Genomic DNA, 17,166 nt, shown 5'->3' with positions numbered 1-17,166 from the left:
CAGGCGTCCGGACCCCGCGTTGGAGATGCAGGACGACCCACAGGAGTTGATGCCCCGCCGCCGCCCCACCCAGGAACGCAGCAAGCGGAAATTCGACGCGCTGCTCCAAGCGTCCCGAGAACTGCTGGTGGAGGTCGGTTTCGAGTCGTTCACCTGTGAGGAGGTCGCGGCCCGCGCCGAGGTCCCGATCGGCACGCTCTACCAGTTCTTCGCCAACAAGTACGTCATCGTCTGCGAGCTCAACCGCCAGGATCTGGTGGCGGTCGGGCAGGAGCTGGCCGACTTCCACGGCGAGATCCCGTCGATGGACTGGCTGCGGCACATGAACAAACTGGTCGACCACCTGGCCGACCTGTGGATGACCGATCCGTCCCGGCGCGAGGTCTGGCTGGCCATGCAGTCCACCCCGTCGACCCGGGCCACCGGCGCGATCCACGAGAAGGAGTTCGCCGAGGCGGTCCAGCAGATGCTGCGCCCGTTGATGCCGCGCACGCCCCGCGCCCGCCGCTCGATGATGGCGCAGGTCCTGGTGCACGTGGTCTACTCGATGCTGAACTTCTCGGTGCAGGACGGGCTGCGCCACGAGGACGCCGTCGCGGAGCTGAAGCGGCTCATGGTCGCGTATCTGCTTGTGGCCGAGAAGGAATCGCGCTCCTAGTGCTCGATGAGGTCCGCGAGTTCGCCCGGATCCTCGAGCACCACCATCGCCGCCGCGGTGTCCCCGTCGTGGGTCAGCGACAGATGCACCCGCGCGCGCGGCAGGAATTCCGCCGCGAGCCCGTGCAGTTTGATGCTGGGCCGCCCCCAGGCGTCGTTCACCACCTCGATCAGCGGGTAGGGATTGTCGCCGATCTGCGGGCTGCGCGCGAAACGCGATGAGGCCCAAGCCTTCAGCACCGCCTCCTTCGCCGCCCACCGCGCCGCGTAACTGCGCGCGGGATCGGTCCCCTTGCTCTCGCAGTACCGCCGCTCCCCCACCGTGAAGCTCTCCCGCAGCATGGTCGTCCCCGCACGCTGCATCTGCTCGGCGAATTCGGAGATGGTGACCAGATCCAGCCCGATCCCAAGAATCGTCACAGCGCCCCTAAGTCTCGACGTGGTGCGGCCCGCGCCATGGTATCCCGAACCGCCTCGTACGCAAACGAATCGGCGGTGCCCGCCACCGCGTCGTGGCCAGGCACCGCCGAGAATTCGACTACCGGCAGCCGGTCCCCGGCACCGTGTACACCCCGTCGCTCAACCGGGCGTCCCGCGCCAGCAACACGTCGGCCTCGAGCCGTCGGCTCCGCTCCGCCGGAGTCCCGTCACCACCGAGCCGCCGGTCCGCCGGTCGTTCGTACAGCGGCGCACCGCCGCACATCGCCTCGACCAGCCGCTGCCGTCCCGCCAGCTGACGCCGCTCGGCGCGGCGCAGGTACTCCTCGCGGCGGCCCGGCTCGATCGCCTCGATGAACGCCTGCGGGTGCACGACCGCGACCAGACCCGAGACGTGCCCGAAACCGAGCGAGGTGACCAGACCGGCCTTGAGCGGGAAGCGATCTCGCAGGGCGAGCGGTTCCCGCAGCCAGACCAGGTGCGGGTAGTCGGCCATCTTCTCGTCCACGCAGTCCAGGCTGCGGTTGGGCGGGATGACGCCCTGTTCGAGCACCTGGCACAGGCCGATCAGCTGGAACGCCGCCGCGCCGCCCTTGGCGTGTCCGGTCAGGGACTTCTGCGAGATGACGAACAGCGGGGCGCCCGCGGACCGGCCCAGCGCGTCGGCGAGCCGCTCGTGCAGCTCGGACTCGTTGGGATCGTTGGCGGCCGTGGAGGTGTCGTGCTTGGAGAGCACCGCGATGTCGTCGGCCGACACGCCCAGCTTGCGCAGTTCGCTCGCCAGCCGCGACTCCGGCCCGCCGCGGCCCGCGCTCAGCGCGCCCAGCCCCGGCGCCGGGATCGAGGTGTGCACGCCGTCGGCGAAGGACTGCGCGTAGGCCACCACGCCGAGCACCGGCAGGCCCATCTCCACCGCCACGCTGCCGCGGGCCAGCAGCACCGTGCCGCCGCCCTGCGACTCGACGAACCCGCCGCGGCGGCGATCGTTGGCGCGGGAGAAGTAGCGATCGCCGATTCCCTTGGCGCTCATGGCCGCCGAATCCGCGGTCGCGGACATGTCGCCGAAGCCGACGATGCCCTCGATGCCCAGATCGTCGAAGCCGCCCGCGACGACCAGATCGGCCTTGCCGAGCTTGATCTTGTCGCAACCCTCCTCGACCGACACCGCCGCCGTGGCGCACGCCGCGACCGGGTGGATCATGCCGCCGTAGCTGCCCACATAGGACTGAACCACGTGCGCCAGCGCCACATTCGGCAGCGCCTCCTGGAGGATGTCGTTCGGGCGCGGCTCACCGAGCAGGTTGTCGATGTAGAGCGAGCGCATCGAGGACATGCCGCCCATGCCGGTGCCCTGGGTGTTGGCGACCATCGCCGGGTGCAGCCAGCTCATCAGCTCGGCCGGGCTGAAGCCGGAGGACAGGAACGCGTCGACGGTGCAGACGATGTTCCACAGCGCCACCCGGTCGATCGACCCGGCCATATCGGCGGAGATGCCCCACTTGGTGGGATCCCAGCCGGTGGGGATCTGGCCGCCGACCGTGCGCGAGAGCTTGGCCCGGCGCGGCACGCGAATCTCGGTGCCCGCCTTGCGGGTCACCTGCCAGTCGCCCGAACCCTCGACCGGGGTGATCACCGTGGAGTCGGGGCTCGCGGCGTGGAACGCGCGCGCCTCGGCCTCGCTGTTGACCACGAAGGTCAGATCCTTGTCCAGGAACACCGAGGTCAGCAGCGGCGCGGTGTTGTCGACCATGGCGTCGTCGTCGCCGTAGCGGCGGATGCCGCAGCGCTCGACGACCGCGTCGTGGTACCGCTCGGCGATCTCCGATTCGTCGACGTAGTCACCGCTCTCGGCGTCGTACCAGCCCGGCTTGGGATCGTTCTCCCAGGTGACCATGCCGGTCGACCAGGCCAGTTCCAGCACGCCCGCGGTGGACAGCCGGTCCTCCACCTCCATCTCGAACCGGGTCCGCGCCGAGCCGTAGGGCCCGAGCTCCCCGGCGCCGACGATCACGACCATATCCGCGAGATCCGCTGTGACGGTGTCCCATTCGGGCACCGGCAGCGCGGAGGTCAGGGTCGGCGGCGCGGGCAGCGCGGCGAGCACGCGGCCCGTGGATTCCGTTGTCTCCGTGTCGGTTTCGCGGTCGGCCTGCTTGGCCAGCGCGGGCAGGTCGAGATCCGCGGTGGCCAGGCCGCCGGTGAGGTCGATCTGCTGCGGGCCCTGCGCGGTGACCAGCCGGGCCTGCGGGGTGGACCACTTCAGCAGTTCGTCGGCCATCTCCTCGGTGGACCAGGTCTGCACGCCCGCCCGCTCGACCGCCGACACCAGCGGATCGTTGTGGCCCATCAGCCCGGTGCCGCGCACCCAGCCGATCAGCGCGTGCACCAGGGTGACCCGCTGCGACCAGGACTTCTCCGCGCGCCACTTGGCGACCACCGCGTCCAGCGCCGCCTTGGACTCGCCGTAGGCGCCGTCGCCGCCGAACATGCCGCGGTTGGGCGAACCCGGAAGCACCACATGCAGTTTCGCGTCCACATCGTGATCCGCGCCGAGCACCGACAGCCCGCCGATCAGGCGTTCCACCGACCACAGCAGCACCCGCATCTCCATTTCGGCGCGGGCGCCCGCGTCGGAGAGGTCACCGGCGACGCGCGGCGCGGCGAACGGCAGCAGCAGCGTCGGCGACAGGGCGGGCTTGACGAGGATCTTCGACCCGCCCGCGGTCTCGGTCTGCTCGTTGCCGACCCACTCGATCAGCGCGTCGATGTCCTGGTAGGAGGCCATGTTCGCGGGCACCACCCACAGCGCGGCGCCGTGCCGGGCATGGGTGCGATAGAGCCGCTTGTAGAAACCGAGCCGCTCGTCGTCGAGCCGCGAGGTGGTGACCACGACGGTCGCGCCGCCGCCGAGCAGCCGCCCGGCGACCGCCGCCGCGATGGAACCCTTGCTCGCACCCGTGATCACGGCGGTGTCGGAGGACCACACCCCGGCCGCGTCGGCCGTGCGCGCCGCCTCGGCGATCCGCTCGTACACCCCGGCCAGCACCGAGCGGGCCTGCTTCATGGCCCGTTGCCGCCACCACTCCGCCTGTACCGCAACGGCTTCCCCGGCTCCGAGGAATCCGTCCACGGAGACCTCGGCGACGTGCGCGTCCTCGGCCAGCCACAGCCGGGCCAGATCCTCCCGCGCGCTGGCCCACCGGTCGTCGAGGAGCACCGCCTTGCGGGCGTCGAACGCCGGGGCCACCAATCGCGGCCAGTCCGAACCCAATTCGGCCGACACCAGATCGACCAGGGCGTCCGTGGTCGCCTCCGGCGCGGACACCCGCTCGCTCAGGCCGAGCTGCTCGAGCACCACCCGGGCAGCGGTCGCCAGCACGCCGTCGCGGCCGGTGATCTGCTCGGTGAACTCGCCCAGCGCGGCCGCGTCCACGGTCGCGCCGCCGCCACCGCCCGCCGAGGGCAGCGACACGCTCACCCCGCGCCGCGCGGCGACCGACTGCACGGCCGCGTCGATGGCCGCGTCCACCGCGGCGGCGTCGGACAGCGTGCCGGAGACCAGCCCGCCCAGATCGCCGCCGCGCACGCTCACGCCTTCGCGGGTGCCCAGCGACAGTTCGGCGGTGACGTGGTGGGCCCAGCCGTCGCCGAGCTGCCACACCTTGGTGACCCGATCGGTCACCGCGGCCGGGCGCTTGCCCGACGGGCCGAACACCTTGCGCAGATGATCGCCGATGGCGTCGGACAGCACCGAGCCGAACGGCTTGTAGGTCCGGGCCAGCCGCTCGACCGTGGCCGAGAGCGCGCCCATGTCGGCGTCGGCCGCGCCGTCGATCGCGCCGAGCGACAGCTCCGAACCGAGGTCCACCAGCAGCTGGTTGCGCCGCGAGGACACGCCGTCGCACAGGCCCTCGATGGTGTCCACCGGGCCGATCTGATCGAGCCGCAGCTTGGTCCACAGCGCGATGAGCACGCGGGTGGCGTCGGCCGCGGTGAACGGGATGTCGTCGGGCCGCGGGCCGCCGGCCGGGGCGGCGGGGGCGGGCGCGGCGGCCGGCGCGGCGGCGGTCGAAACCGTCTCGGCCGCAACCTCTTCCGGCTCCTCCACGGGCGCGGGATCGGTGTCGGTCGAATAGACCACGCCCGCCTCGCGCTCGATATTGAGCACCTCGACCTTCGCGGTGCCGAACTGCGGCAGCTTCAGCGTGTTGCGCGCCAGATTCGCCACGGTCGGGGTCGCGGCCAAGCCGATCTCGACGAAGCGCTCCACCCCGAGCCCGCCGTGGGCGGTATCGGTGAACAGCAGATCCTGGGTCTCGATCCAGCGCACCGGGCTGGCGAACTGCCAGGCCAGCAGCTCGATCAGCACCACCCGGCACAGCAGCGACGGGCGCGCGGCCCAGCTGTCCCAGTCGGCGAGCACCCGGGCCAGCGGTTCGGACGGCACCAGGTCGGCGATCTCGGCGATGAAGTCGCGCTCCAGCGAGAACGGCCGCGGCACCAGGTTCGGAATATAACGTCCCGCAAGCACTTCCGGGTGCAGGTCGACCGGCAGCAGCTCCTCGAGCCGGTTGCGGAACTCCGGCACGCCCTTGCGCAGCACCGTGGAGTGGAACGGCACGTCGATGCCGGGCACCAGCACGAAGGCGGGCTTGCCGCCGAATTCCGCACGGCGGCGCTCGATCTCGTCCTCCAGCGCCTCGAGCCCGCGCACCGTGCCCGCGATCGCGTACTGCGAACCGCGCAGGTTCAGGTTCACGACCTCGAGGAATTCCCCGGTCCGCTCGGCGATCCCGGCGACGAAGCCGACGACCTCGGCGTCGGGCAGCCCGATCTGCGAGGGGCGGATGGCGGCCATGCGATAGTCGCTGCGGCCCTGGGCATCCCGGGGCACCAGCTCGTGCATGGCCGAACCGCGCTGGAACACCACCTCGAGCACGGCCTCGAGCGGCAGCACGCCCGCGACCGCGGCCAGCGCGTTGTACTCGCCGACCGAATGCCCGGCCAGCATCGCGCCCTCGACGAACGCTCCCGCCTCGCGCAGCTCCGCCACCTGCGCCACCCCGAGAGTCGCCATGGCGACCTGGGTGAACTGGGTCAGGTGCAGCACGCCCTGCGGGTGGCGGTACTCCACGCCGCGCGCCTTGAGATAGGTGGGGTTGTCGCGCACGACGGCGAGAATGGAGAAGCCCAGCGCCTCGCGGGTGTGCTTGTCGGCGCGATCCCAGATCTCCTTGGCCGCCTTCGACCGCGAGCGCGCGTCCAGGCCCATCCCCTTGGCCTGAATGCCCTGCCCCGGGAAGGCGTAGACGGTCTTGGGGGCCGCGATCCGGCCGGTCGCGGTCATCACCAGATCCCCGCCGGTGCGGCAGGACACCTCGACGATCTCGCAGCCGCGGTCGACGGCGATCCGCTCGACGCGCACGTCGATCTCCGCGCCCGGCCGGACCATGCCGAGGAAGCGGGCGGTCCAGGCGGTGAGAGTGCGTGCGGGCGTGGCGGATTCGGGATCCACGGCCGAGACCGCGTGCTGCGCGGCGGCCGACAGCCACATGCCGTGCACGATCGGATCGCCGAGTCCGGCCAGCTTGGCGGCGGCCGGACTGGTGTGGATCGGGTTGTGGTCGCCGGAGACCTGCGCGAAGGCGGCCATGGCGCGCGGGGCGGTGATGGTGACGTCGCGACGGCGGCGGCGCGGGGTGTCGGTGGCCTCGGCGGAGACCGTACCGCCCGCGCGCGGCGGATCGGTCAGCTCGCCCGCGCCGGTGCGGCCGCGGATGGCGAACCGCTCGGTGAGGGTGGCCAGGGTCGGCATGGACATGCCGGTCTCGACCTTGTCGAACATGGCGGTGATCTTGACCCGCACCTCGACGACGCGGCCCAGATCGGTGTCCAGGGTTTCCCCCGCCTCGGCGCGGACCGCGAGAACGCTTGTGGTGGCGGGCAATTCGTCGGTCAGCTCGATGCGGTGGTCGAGGTGGACCAGATCCAGCATGCCCTCGATGACGCCGAGACCGTCGGCGGTGCGGGTGGCGCCCAGGACCGCGAAGACGGCGGGCCAGCACGCGCCGACCAGCACGTCGGGCACGACCCGCCCGATGGTGCTCAGGTGGTGCGGCAGACCGGAACCGGTGACGCCCGCGTGGTCGGCGATGAGGTCGGGGGTCCAGGCCAGGTTCACGTGCGCGACATGGGTTCCGTTGGCGGACTTGACCTCCGGCAGTTCCCGCCCGGCGGCCACGGCCAGCAGTGCCGCCATGGCGGCCTCCGCGTCGGCCTCGGTGACGACGGGCGCGCCGCCGTTGTACACCGACGCGGGCACGGTGAGGCGAATACGCACCACGTCGCGACCCAGCAGCGGCACCGTCAGCTCGACGTACGCGTGCTCCTCGGGCCCCTCGGTCGGCACCAACGTCGCGCCGGTCGGCGGATGCACCGCGCCCTTCTCGTCGGTGGTCCACTCGCCCAGATCACCCAGGCGGTGAATCGGATTGACGACGGTGCGCCCGGCCCACTGCACGTCGGCAGCGGCCAGCACGACGTCGATCGCGCCCGCGGTGACCCCGGCGCGGCGGCGGCCGTCCACGGCCTCGGGCACGACGCCCTCGCGCATGAGCGAGTAGGCGGTGTTCTGCTCGAACCGGTCGAGCAGCTCGCCCACGGGCTCGTCGACGCGGGTGATGCCCGCGACCGACACCGTGCCCGGGATGACGCACACCTGATCGGCCGCGTAGCGCGGATCGTGGGCCTGCCACAGCGAATCCGAACGCCACCAGCGCCGCACGTCGGCGTCGACGACGGGCACGAAGTTCACCGGCTTGCCCGGGGTCTTGCACAGCGACACGAAGAACGACACATCGGCCGGATGCAGCACGGTGCGCTCGGCGGCCGGATAGACCTCGCGCAGTCGGCAGATCGCCTGCACGGGCTGTTCGAAGGCGGAGTCGTCGGCGAACAGCGAGCCGATCTCGCCGCGGTCGGCCGGATGCAGGCGGGCCTCGGCGCGGCGCATCATCTCCGCGAAGCGGTCCCGCCAGGTGATGTCCAGCCACACCGAGCGGGTGGCGTCGGCGATCGCGCCGCCGAAGTCGGTGCCGCAGTCGAAGTCCTTGCGGCGGTCCAGGCCCACCGCCAGCTCGACGTAGCGCTCCAGCCAGTCCAGGTACGTCATGGTCGCGACGTCGCCGAAGTACGGCTTGGCGGTGCGGTTCAGCGCCTCGATGATCTCGGCACGGCGCGCGGCCACGGCCTCGGCGTCGCCCGCGACCTCGTCGAGCAGGCGGCCGGTGCGCGAGGCGGAGTTGTCGATCTCGTGGATGTCGGCGCCCAATTGGCTTCGGCCCGAGGCCATTCCGTTGGTCGCGGTGCCCGCGGCGACCCAGTCCGGGGTGCCGGGGGTGTCCACCAGCAGCTGCTTGACCTCCGGCGCGGTGGTGGCCTCCAGGGTGGCCATGGCGGCCGTGCCGACCAGCACGCCGTCCAGCGGCATCGCCGGATAGCCGTGCGCGGTGGCCCATTCGCCGGTCAGGTACTCGGTGGCGCGCTCGGGGGTGCCGATGCCGCCGCCGACGCAGACCACGACATTGCCGCGGTTGCGCAGCTCGCCGTAGGTCTCGAGCAGCAGGTCGTCGAGGTCCTCCCAGGAGTGGTGGCCCCCGGCCCGGCCGCCCTCGATGTGCATGATCACCGGGTAGTCCGGCACGGCGTCGGCGATCCGCAGCACGGCGCGGATCTGGGCGACGGTGCCCGGCTTGAACGCGACGTGGGTGATGCCGACCTCGGACAGCTCCTCGATGAGCGCGACGGCCTCGTCGAGTTCGGGGATGCCCGCGGTGACGACCACGCCGTCCAGCGGGGCGCCCGCCGCGCGGGCCCGCTGCACCAGGCGCTTGCCGCCCAGCTGCAACTTCCACAGGTACGGGTCCAGGAACAGCGAGTTGAACTGCACCGACCGGCCCGGATGCAGAAGCGTCTTCAGCTCGGCGACGCGGTCGGCGAAGATCTGCTCGGTGACCTGGCCGCCGCCCGCCAGCTCGGCCCAGTGGCCCGCATTGGCCGCGGCCGCAACGATTTTCGCGTCGACGGTGGTCGGGGTCATGCCCGCCAGCAGGATCGGCGAGCGGCCGGTGAGGCGGGTGAAGGAGGTCTCGACCACGATCCGGCCGTTGGGCAGGCGCACCGGCTTGGGCGCGAAATCCCGCCAGGCGGGGGCGATCTCGGGGGCCGCGCCCGGGGTGAACAGGCTGCGCTGGCCGGGGCGGGTGGCGGCGGCCACGATGCCGACGCCGGTGCCCTTCAGCGAGCCCGCGGTGAGGCGGCTCAGCAGATCGCCCGGACCCAGGTCCAGGATCCAGTGCGCGTTCGTGGCGACGACGGAGTCGACGGTGGCGACCCAGTCCACGGGCTCGACCAGGATCTTGCTGGTGAGTTCGGCGGCCAGCTCGGCGTCGATGCCGCACTGATTCGCCCAGCCCACAACGAGTTCCACGGTGTCGGCGAGCGCCGGGTGGTGGAAGGCGACCTCGACCTCGACGTCCTCGAACACCGGGGCGAACACCGCGCCGCCGCGCTTCTTGGCCTCGCGCTCGCGGGTCTGCTCGTCGTGGATCTCGGCGCACCGCGCGCGCACCCGATCGAGCTGGTCGACGGTGCCCGACAGCACCGCGCGGCGGCGGCCGTTGCGAATCGAAACCACCGGCGCGACAGCGGGTTCCAGGCCCTGGGACACCTCGGCGACGATGGCGCGCAGCTGGTCGGGATCGACATTGGAGACCGCGACCATCGGCGAGCGCTCGCCCACCGGGATCAGGCCGCGGCGGCGCGCCGTCAAACTGCCTGCGGCGCCGATCAATTGGGCCAGCGCGAGCAGCTCGACATCGCGCTCACCGCCGGTGCGGGCGGCCTCGGCGGCCAGCAGACCCTGGGAGTGGCCGACGATCGCGAGCGGGGCGTTCGCGGCGGGGTCCAGGCCCTGCATCCGCAGGGCGCGCAGGGCGGCGGCCTGGGTGAGGAACACGCCGGGCATGGAGACCGCGGCCGACCGCAGCACCTGCTCCGAGGGCGCGGCGGAGATCTCGTCCTGATCCGGATCGGCGAGATCGTCCTCGAGCATCCACGCGATCGGGTCGAAACCCAAGGGCCGCACCATGAGCAGCCGCGCCGCCACCGGCTCCAGCTTCTCGGCGGCCTCGTTGACCAGCGCGGTCAGCTCCGGCTCCAGCGCGCCGTCGCGCACGATCTCCTCGAGTTCGCCCAGCCAGCTTGCCCCCTGTCCGCCGAAGGCCAGCGCGTACGTCTCACCGGCCAGCAGACGATCCAGTAGCGAAGACTTGGCGCCCCTATCCGCGGCTCCCCCAGCCACTTTCGCGTTCGCTCCGGTCCCGGTGCTCTCGTTGATCGTCAAGACGTTTCGACTTCCTTCTCATGGCGGCTCGTCCCTCGTGGGGGCCGCTCCTCCGTGCGCAGGTGTCCCTCGCCCCTGAGGACCTGAATAGAGCCGAGGATGACACAGAATCATGAGGGATTCCTCATGTTCCTTCCGCGGTGCAAGGGTTACCTCCGAGTATTCCGGTACACACGTCCAAGAATCCCCCGAAACATGACCCCGCCTCATGTTTCAAACCCCCTGCTCCCACCCCCTTACCCACGCGTAGGAAACCCGAGGACCCCTCACATTGCCCGTTACCAAATTGTTATAATCCCAGGTGGCCTTACTCACCAGTAGGAAACACCCCTCCACCTCTTCGCGAACCCGGTCAAGCCCGGTAGAGTTTGGACGGCCGTACCATCACGCGCGAGTGGCGAAATTGGCAGACGCGCTGGATTTAGGTTCCAGTGTCTTCGGACGTGGGGGTTCAAGTCCCCCCTCGCGCACGAAAACGGCTCATCGGTGACACGTCCACGTGCAGCGTGTGCGAGTGCCCTCGCGCACGCGGAAAGGACACCGGTGACACGGTACGACCAGCGCCGTTTTGTGGCGCGTTTGTCAGGTTTCCGCCCCTTCTCTCCGGCCTTCGGGCCGCGCCCGGCCGTGGGGGTGGCACGGTGATCGCGCCGGTCGTTCCGCCGCAGGCTCCGTTGCAGCAGTTGATCCACGGCACGATGCCGACCCCGGCCGTGGTGGCGACCCGCGATGACGATGTGGTGTACGGGCTGTCGACGGTCGGGCAGGGCGGGCGCGTGGTCGACCGCCGCATGTTCGCCCGGCTGGGCTGGCACCCCGGCGAGCGGGTGCGGATCGACCGCACGGACGGTGATGTGCTCGTGGTGTCCCGCGACCCCGACGGACCGGTGGTCGTGCACGAGGGTTTCGTCCGGGTGCCGTATCGGGTGCGGCGGCGCGCGGGGCTGTTCCTCGGTGACCGGGTGCTGCTCCTGGGCCGGATCTCGCGGGGCCGGTTGGCGATTCACCCGCCCACGGCGATGCAGGAGTTGTTCGCCCCCAGCCTGCGCCTGCTGGAGCGGTGACGCCGATGACCCAGACGACTCAGCCATCGACCACCAGCCCGCTCGCGGTATCCACGCCTGCCGCGCCGACGGCCGAGGCGGTGGCCGCGGCCCGGCTGCTGCTGTCCCAGATGGGCATCACCCCCGCCGATCTCGTCGCCGCCGTGACGACGCCGACGTTCGCCGAGGTGATCCCGAAAGTCCGCGCCACCCTGTCGGACGGGACGCTGCGCACCTACCGGGTACACCTCGCCCGGCTCGAAACCGAATGGGGCACACGACGCCTCGACGAGCCCACCCGCGGCGAGGTCGAGGACATGGCCCGCGCGGTCCGCGCGAACGCCCGCACCAACCGCGCCTCACGCGGGGGCGGCAGCGCCGTCGAACACTTCATCGCCGCGATCCGCTGCGTGTACCGCCACGCCGAAGCCCAAGGCCGGATCCGCCCCGGCGACAATCCCGCCCGCGCGCTCGCCAAACCGCCCCGCCGAGCGTCGCACCGCTACGCGATCCCATCGCACCAACTCGCCGAGATCTGCACCGTCGCCGCCCGCTCGGGCAACGACCCGGATCTCGATTCGCTGATCCTGCGCCTGCACATCGAGACCGCGTGCCGCCGCAGTGGCGCGCTGGCATTGCGCCCGCACGACCTCGACCCCGACCGCTGCGTGATCTGGCTGCGGGAAAAGGGCGGCACCGACCGCTGGCAACCGGTCTCTCCCACCCTGATGCGGCACCTGCAACAGCACGCCCGCGACCGACGCGCACCCCAGTCCGAGCGGCTGCTGCGCTACCGCGACGGACGCCCGATCACCTCCCGCCGCTACGACCACCTCTGGGCCCGCCTCGGCGAGGAACTGCCATGGATCGCGCTGCAAGGAGTGACCGCGCACTGGCTGCGCCACACCACCCTCACCTGGGTCGAACGCACCTTCAACTACGCCGTCGCCAGCGCCTACGCCGGACACAGCGGCAAAGCGCACGGCACCACCGCCACCTACGTCAAAGCCGACCTCCTCGAGGTCGCCGCGGCGGTGTCGGTGCTCACCGGCGAACCGCACCCGCTCACCTCGGCCCCGGAGGCCCACCGATGACGCGCACAGCACCGACCGACCTCTGCACACTCTCCGCACCGGCAGGAGCACCGTTGTCTTCGGCGGACCTCGGCGTGCGCACGGTGTCGACGCTCGAACCGCCTGTGCGCCCACAGCAGTCGCACGGTGCGCACGCGTTCTTCTGGTGTGTGCTCGCCGCGTCCGCGGCGATCAGTGTCATCGGCAACGCCGTGCACGCGGTGTTGCACACTCCGGTCGCACCGATCGCGGCGGCGGTCGCTGTGGTGCCACCGCTCGCACTGCTGACCGCGGTGCACGGGGTGACGGTGCTGCAGCGGAGTCGCACGCGTGCCTCCGCGGCGCAGTTGCTCGCGATCACGATGACCGCGCTCATCGCGGGCGGGGCGTTCTGGCTGTCGTTCACCGCATTGCGCGCACTCGCCGAACTCGCCGGAATCCCCCACCACCAGGCATGGCTGTGGCCGCTGATCATCGAAGGATCCATGGCCCAAGCCACCGTCGCACTCATCGCCCTCGCCCGCCCCCACGACACCGTCGGCGCTCCCCCCGACACCGTGCCCGCCGCCCCTCGCCCCCTCACCTCGGTGCCGCCCTCACCACCCCTCGTGAGCAACGACAATGGCACCGGCATCCCGGACGAGCAGGGGCCTCGGTGGTCGGATCTCGCGCAGCTCATCTGCCGCCGCGACCCCTCCCGCCGCCGCGACCCCGACACGGTGACGCGAATCTTGGTCATGCATTTCGTCGAACACCGAACCCCGACCGACATCGCGCAGCGAACCGGCCGAAGCCGATCCACCGTCAGCAGGATCATCTCCCTGGCGACTCGGCTCGACACCACCGAAACGACCGCGCAAGGCTCACCCCCTATCGGCGAAGTCGACGACGCGACAGATCTGCCTCCGCGCGACTTCGACCACGAGCCGGTCTCGAATACGGTGACGGCCCAGTCCCCGAAAAGGGTTGGAGTTCTGCGCGTCGCCAACACGGAGTAATTGCGGAATATTTGCCGCAGAACGGCCATGCAGGCTTTCTCGCGGGAACTTGATTCGCACCGGGAGACCACTCGCAAGCACAAGTTCTCGCGTTCGCGAAGAAGCGAGGTAGCACCGATACCGACGCCCTGAACCAATTAACTTTCAATTACGCAGAATCAATGGCAGGGAGACAAACTGCGAAAATGGCAGCAGAAGAGCCGACGATAACACAGTGGCAGACACTTCGACAATCGCTTAGACTTGGTTCACAAGACGGGTGCAACAGCTTAGCCTGGAAAGAGGAATCGAACCCCTAACCCCTGCCTTGCAAAGGCAGTGCTCTAGCGATTGGCCCATGGGCCCGCCGCAGGTGACTGGTTGCCAAGATGGGGAAACAGCGAGTTCAGGCGAACTCTTCGAATTTTTCAAGACGAGACTAGCGCCCCGCTGCTGACGGCGTCAAACGAATCCGAGGCTCCTGGTAGCCCGATCGGCCCGCTCGTTGGTAATCGCGACGCAACACTCGCCGGATCCCGGAAGGGGTTGGTGATGTCAACATGCCTTCCCGCTGCTCAATAGCGGTAGACAACGGGGACCCGTCGGTGTTCCATCGATGTGTCATCGCACCACCTGTCACCAACCGATCCGTTGCTGCGCGGCCCGTCGCAACCGTCCAGCAATCCCACTCGAAGGGGACCAAGGCATGAGCCTCGACATCAGCTGTCCCACCTGCGGGTACGACGATTGTGTCCAGAACGTCCCCGCCCTTTACGCCAGTGGCACGTCGACCGTTCGCGGCACCGACTACTACTCCGGCATCGGCATCGCGTCCAATGGGCTTCTGCCGGTGGTCGGTTCGGCGACGATCGCCCGAACACAGACCACCTTGCTCGCCGAGGACCTGAGATTCGCACCGGCCCAACAGAAGACGACAGGACTCATCCTTTGGGGCCTTATCGCCGCGTTGCCTGCCCTGGTATATGGTGCCGCCGCGATCTTCGCTCCCGCCGAGCCCGGTCTTTCGATCGCATCGACGGTCGTCGTGTCCGCCGCCTTTGTTCTGGTGCTTGCTTCTCCCTCAATTCTCCTGTTGGCCATCGCCACCGGCCGCGTCCGACGCAACGGTCGCATCAGCCGAGGGCGGGGAGCGGCATGCGAGGTTTGGCGTGCGGGGTTCTATTGCCACCGGTGCGGGTACGCCTTCTGGCCGACCGCCACGGTTCCCGGTGTCCCCATTCGTCGTCCGCTTCTACCAGCAGAGTTCCGGTGGGTGGTGTGGAACGTCGGCGGATACGCCGGGGCATAACGGGCTCACTTGAGGGCCCTTACGCCCGTCCACGCCCCAGACACCCGCCGAACCTGACACCTTCGGCCTCTCCCGCACTCCGCCCAATTCAACTGGCGTTTCGCCATAACCCCTACGGCTCGCCGTAGGGGTTTTCTTTCATCCCATGCCGCAACGGGCTCAGCGCTGTTGCGGCCTTTGTCGTTTTCACACCTTTGATTTCCCTTTTCACCCTCTACCTCGATCGGAGGTGATTTGCCGTGCCTTCTCCCCGTACGGATACGCGGTCGTGCGCGATGTGCGGTTCCCACTGCCCCGCGGAGGTTCTCCCTACTGTCGATGACGAACTGTTGTGCGCCGCTTGCGCATTGGAGCTGCCCGCGTGTGACCAATGCCGGGCGCGTACCCGCGAGTTGGTGTTGTCGTTCGAGGGTCAGCGGCGGTGTCGGAGTTGTGCTCGTGGCTGGGTGGAGTGTGCTCGGTGCCGGTATCTGACGATGCCGTCGTTGCCGACCGACTCCGGCGGGTTCGCGTGTCCGATTTGCGCCGGGCGGTGGTACGAGACGTGTGGGTCGTGCTGCCGGATGACGACGGATTCTCGCTACGTCTCCGGCGGCCCGCGGGTGTGCCCGAGTTGCGCTGAGCGCTATCAGCGGTGTGAGTTCTGCGGCACGCTGCTGCCGGATTTCGCCGACTGCGGCGAGTGCAGCCTGAGCGCTCGGGTGCGCAACTACTCCTACAAGCCCGATCCCCGCTTCTTCGGTTCGGGACCGGTGTTTCTGGGTTGGGAGTTGGAGATCATCGTGCCCAGCGAACGGTTCAACGATGCGGTGAACACCGCCTCTGAGCAGCTGGGCCGACTGGCGTACCTCAAGCACGATTCCTCGATCCAGCCGCTGGGATTCGAGTTGGTCACCCATCCCATGGATTACTCGTTCGCGATGGAGCGGTTTCCGTGGCCGCTGCTGGCTGAGTTGGGCGAGTTGGGGTGTGAGTCCGATGCCCGGGTCGGGCTGCACGTACACGTGTCGCGGGCGGGTTTCAGTTCACCGGCCCATATCTTCCGGTGGGCGAAGTTCGTGTACCGCAACGAATCCCACACCGTCGCGCTGGCTCGGCGACGCTGCAACGCCTACGCCGGGTTCTCGCCGACCGCGCGAGCACGGATCAAGGATTCCGCCAAGGGCGACATGCACCGATTCGGCCTCGACCGCTATCAGGCGATCAACCCACTCCCGCGCCACACCCTGGAGGTGCGGGTGTTCGCCGGATCGCTGGACCCGCTCCACGTGCGGGCCGCACTCGGATTCACCGCGGCCACCGTCGAATACACGCGCGCGTTGCGGGCCAGCGATGTGCTGCACCACGCGGGCTGGGAGTGGCCGCGCTTCGCCGTCTGGGTGCGTGAGCACCCCGAGTACGCGCCGCTGTGGGCGCAGATGGAGGACCTCGCATGTGCCTGCTGACCTACGTTCCCGCCGGGATCGCCCCCGACACCACGGCCTTGGAGGTGGGGGCACGGGTCAACGACGACGGGCACGGATTCGCGATCGTGGCCGGGTCGCGCCTGGTGATCGGGCGCGGGATGAACGCCGAGCAGGTCATCGACGAGTTCGCCCGCGCCCGCGCGAGGTTCCTCGACGGCCCGGCGTTGTTCCACAGTCGCTTCGCCACGCACGGGATCGTCGGCATTCCCAATTGCCATCCGTTCCACCTCGGCCGTGATCACCGGACCGTACTGGCGCACAACGGAGTCCTGCCGCGGCGGGTTCAGCCCCGCGGCTTCGACCGGCGCTCGGACACCCGCATCGCCGCAGAACGGTATCTGCCCGGCCGCCCGTTCGGATCGCTCGACACCCCGGAGGGGCGTCGGGGGCTCGAATCCTGGCTGGGCACAAGCAAACTCGTCCTGCTGACCGTGAACCCGGCCTATCTGCGGTCGGGGTATGTGTTCAACGAGAACGCCGGGATCTGGGACGGCGGTATCTGGTACTCCAACAGCGGCTACCTCCCCGACAGCCCCCGCCACCAGCTGCGCTGGCTCTCCACCTGCTGGGGCTGCGGCCGCTACGAGCCGCGCCGCCAGCGCCGCTACTGCCCCTCCTGCGGCTGGTGCTCCTACTGCTTGTCCCCCTTCCCGGATTGCGACTGTCCCCCGCTGACCCGCTGCGCCGCGCGGGCGCTCGAGAGGGCCTCGCACAGCCACCCGACCGAGTCCGCGACGTCGATCCCGACCGGAACTGCCGCTCTGCCTTGATGATCCGCTCGCGTTGAGCGCTCTGCGTTT

At 69.9% G+C, this 17,166-nt stretch carries 9 protein-coding genes and 2 tRNA genes; 8 read left to right on the top strand and 3 right to left on the bottom strand.

Annotated elements, in window-relative coordinates:
- The first annotated feature begins 25 nt into the window (after window positions 1–25).
- Window positions 26–658: a TetR family transcriptional regulator gene (locus ACWDSJ_RS26485; protein WP_387369747.1), complete on the top strand. Its 633-nt coding sequence runs from the start codon at window positions 26–28 to the stop codon at window positions 656–658.
- On the opposite strand, the gene acpS is transcribed toward ACWDSJ_RS26485, so the two are convergent.
- Together acpS and ACWDSJ_RS26475 are read right to left on the bottom strand one after the other, a co-directional pair.
- Complete coding sequence (gene acpS / locus ACWDSJ_RS26480) at window positions 655–1,077, bottom strand: holo-ACP synthase AcpS (protein WP_387369579.1); 423 nt, start codon at window positions 1,075–1,077, stop codon at window positions 655–657. The two genes, ACWDSJ_RS26485 and acpS, sit on opposite strands and share 4 nt — an antisense overlap.
- Before the next feature lie 118 nt (window positions 1,078–1,195).
- Window positions 1,196–10,498, bottom strand: coding sequence for a fatty acid synthase subunit beta domain-containing protein (locus tag ACWDSJ_RS26475; RefSeq protein WP_450035040.1), 9,303 nt, complete (start codon window positions 10,496–10,498; stop codon window positions 1,196–1,198).
- 388 nt (window positions 10,499–10,886) lie between these two features.
- On the opposite strand from ACWDSJ_RS26475, the gene ACWDSJ_RS26470 reads away from it, so the two are divergent.
- The 4 genes from ACWDSJ_RS26470 to ACWDSJ_RS26455 all read left to right on the top strand — a co-directional run bounded on the left by ACWDSJ_RS26470 (window position 10,887) and on the right by ACWDSJ_RS26455 (window position 13,612).
- Window positions 10,887–10,968, top strand: a tRNA-Leu gene (locus tag ACWDSJ_RS26470).
- Between the two features lie 171 nt (window positions 10,969–11,139).
- Window positions 11,140–11,562 carry a hypothetical protein gene (locus ACWDSJ_RS26465; RefSeq protein WP_450035039.1) on the top strand — a complete coding sequence of 141 codons (423 nt, stop codon included), beginning with the start codon at window positions 11,140–11,142 and terminating at the stop codon, window positions 11,560–11,562.
- 5 nt (window positions 11,563–11,567) lie between these two features.
- Window positions 11,568–12,635, top strand: a complete 1,068-nt coding sequence (locus ACWDSJ_RS26460; RefSeq protein WP_450035037.1) for a tyrosine-type recombinase/integrase — start codon at window positions 11,568–11,570, stop codon at window positions 12,633–12,635.
- 53 nt (window positions 12,636–12,688) lie between these two features.
- Complete coding sequence (locus ACWDSJ_RS26455) at window positions 12,689–13,612, top strand: DUF2637 domain-containing protein (RefSeq protein WP_450035035.1); 924 nt, start codon at window positions 12,689–12,691, stop codon at window positions 13,610–13,612.
- A 271-nt stretch (window positions 13,613–13,883) separates the two neighbouring features.
- Here the strand turns inward: ACWDSJ_RS26455 and ACWDSJ_RS26450 are convergent.
- Window positions 13,884–13,947: transfer RNA gene (locus tag ACWDSJ_RS26450), tRNA-Ala, on the bottom strand.
- Window positions 13,948–14,297: 350 nt separating this feature from the next.
- On the opposite strand from ACWDSJ_RS26450, the gene ACWDSJ_RS26445 reads away from it, so the two are divergent.
- The 3 genes from ACWDSJ_RS26445 (at window position 14,298) to ACWDSJ_RS26435 (ending at window position 17,136) form a co-directional block, all read left to right on the top strand.
- Complete coding sequence (locus ACWDSJ_RS26445; protein WP_450035034.1) at window positions 14,298–14,900, top strand: hypothetical protein; 603 nt, start codon at window positions 14,298–14,300, stop codon at window positions 14,898–14,900.
- 563 nt (window positions 14,901–15,463) lie between these two features.
- Window positions 15,464–16,345 (top strand): hypothetical protein, encoded by an 882-nt coding sequence (locus ACWDSJ_RS26440; RefSeq protein ID WP_450035032.1) that lies wholly within the window; start codon window positions 15,464–15,466, stop codon window positions 16,343–16,345.
- Window positions 16,333–17,136, top strand: coding sequence for a hypothetical protein (locus ACWDSJ_RS26435; protein WP_450035031.1), 804 nt, complete (start codon window positions 16,333–16,335; stop codon window positions 17,134–17,136). Before ACWDSJ_RS26440 ends, ACWDSJ_RS26435 begins: the two co-directional genes overlap by 13 nt.
- The last annotated feature ends 30 nt before the right edge of the window (window positions 17,137–17,166 follow it).

It is taken from the genome of Nocardia sp. NPDC003482, assembly GCF_053588115.1.
Note: the sequence above shows the minus strand (reverse complement) of the source record. Positions and strands in the feature narration are given on the sequence as shown.

Bases quoted from the DNA above. Each gene is read 5' to 3' on its own strand.
- ACWDSJ_RS26460 (WP_450035037.1), top strand. From the start codon at position 11,568: ATGACCCAGACGACTCAGCCATCGACCACCAGCCCGCTCGCGGTATCC.
- ACWDSJ_RS26445 (WP_450035034.1), top strand. From the start codon at position 14,298: ATGAGCCTCGACATCAGCTGTCCCACCTGCGGGTACGACGATTGTGTC.
- ACWDSJ_RS26440 (WP_450035032.1), top strand. From the start codon at position 15,464: ATGACGACGGATTCTCGCTACGTCTCCGGCGGCCCGCGGGTGTGCCCG.
- ACWDSJ_RS26435 (WP_450035031.1), top strand. From the start codon at position 16,333: ATGTGCCTGCTGACCTACGTTCCCGCCGGGATCGCCCCCGACACCACG.
- ACWDSJ_RS26485 (WP_387369747.1), top strand. From the start codon at position 26: ATGCAGGACGACCCACAGGAGTTGATGCCCCGCCGCCGCCCCACCCAG.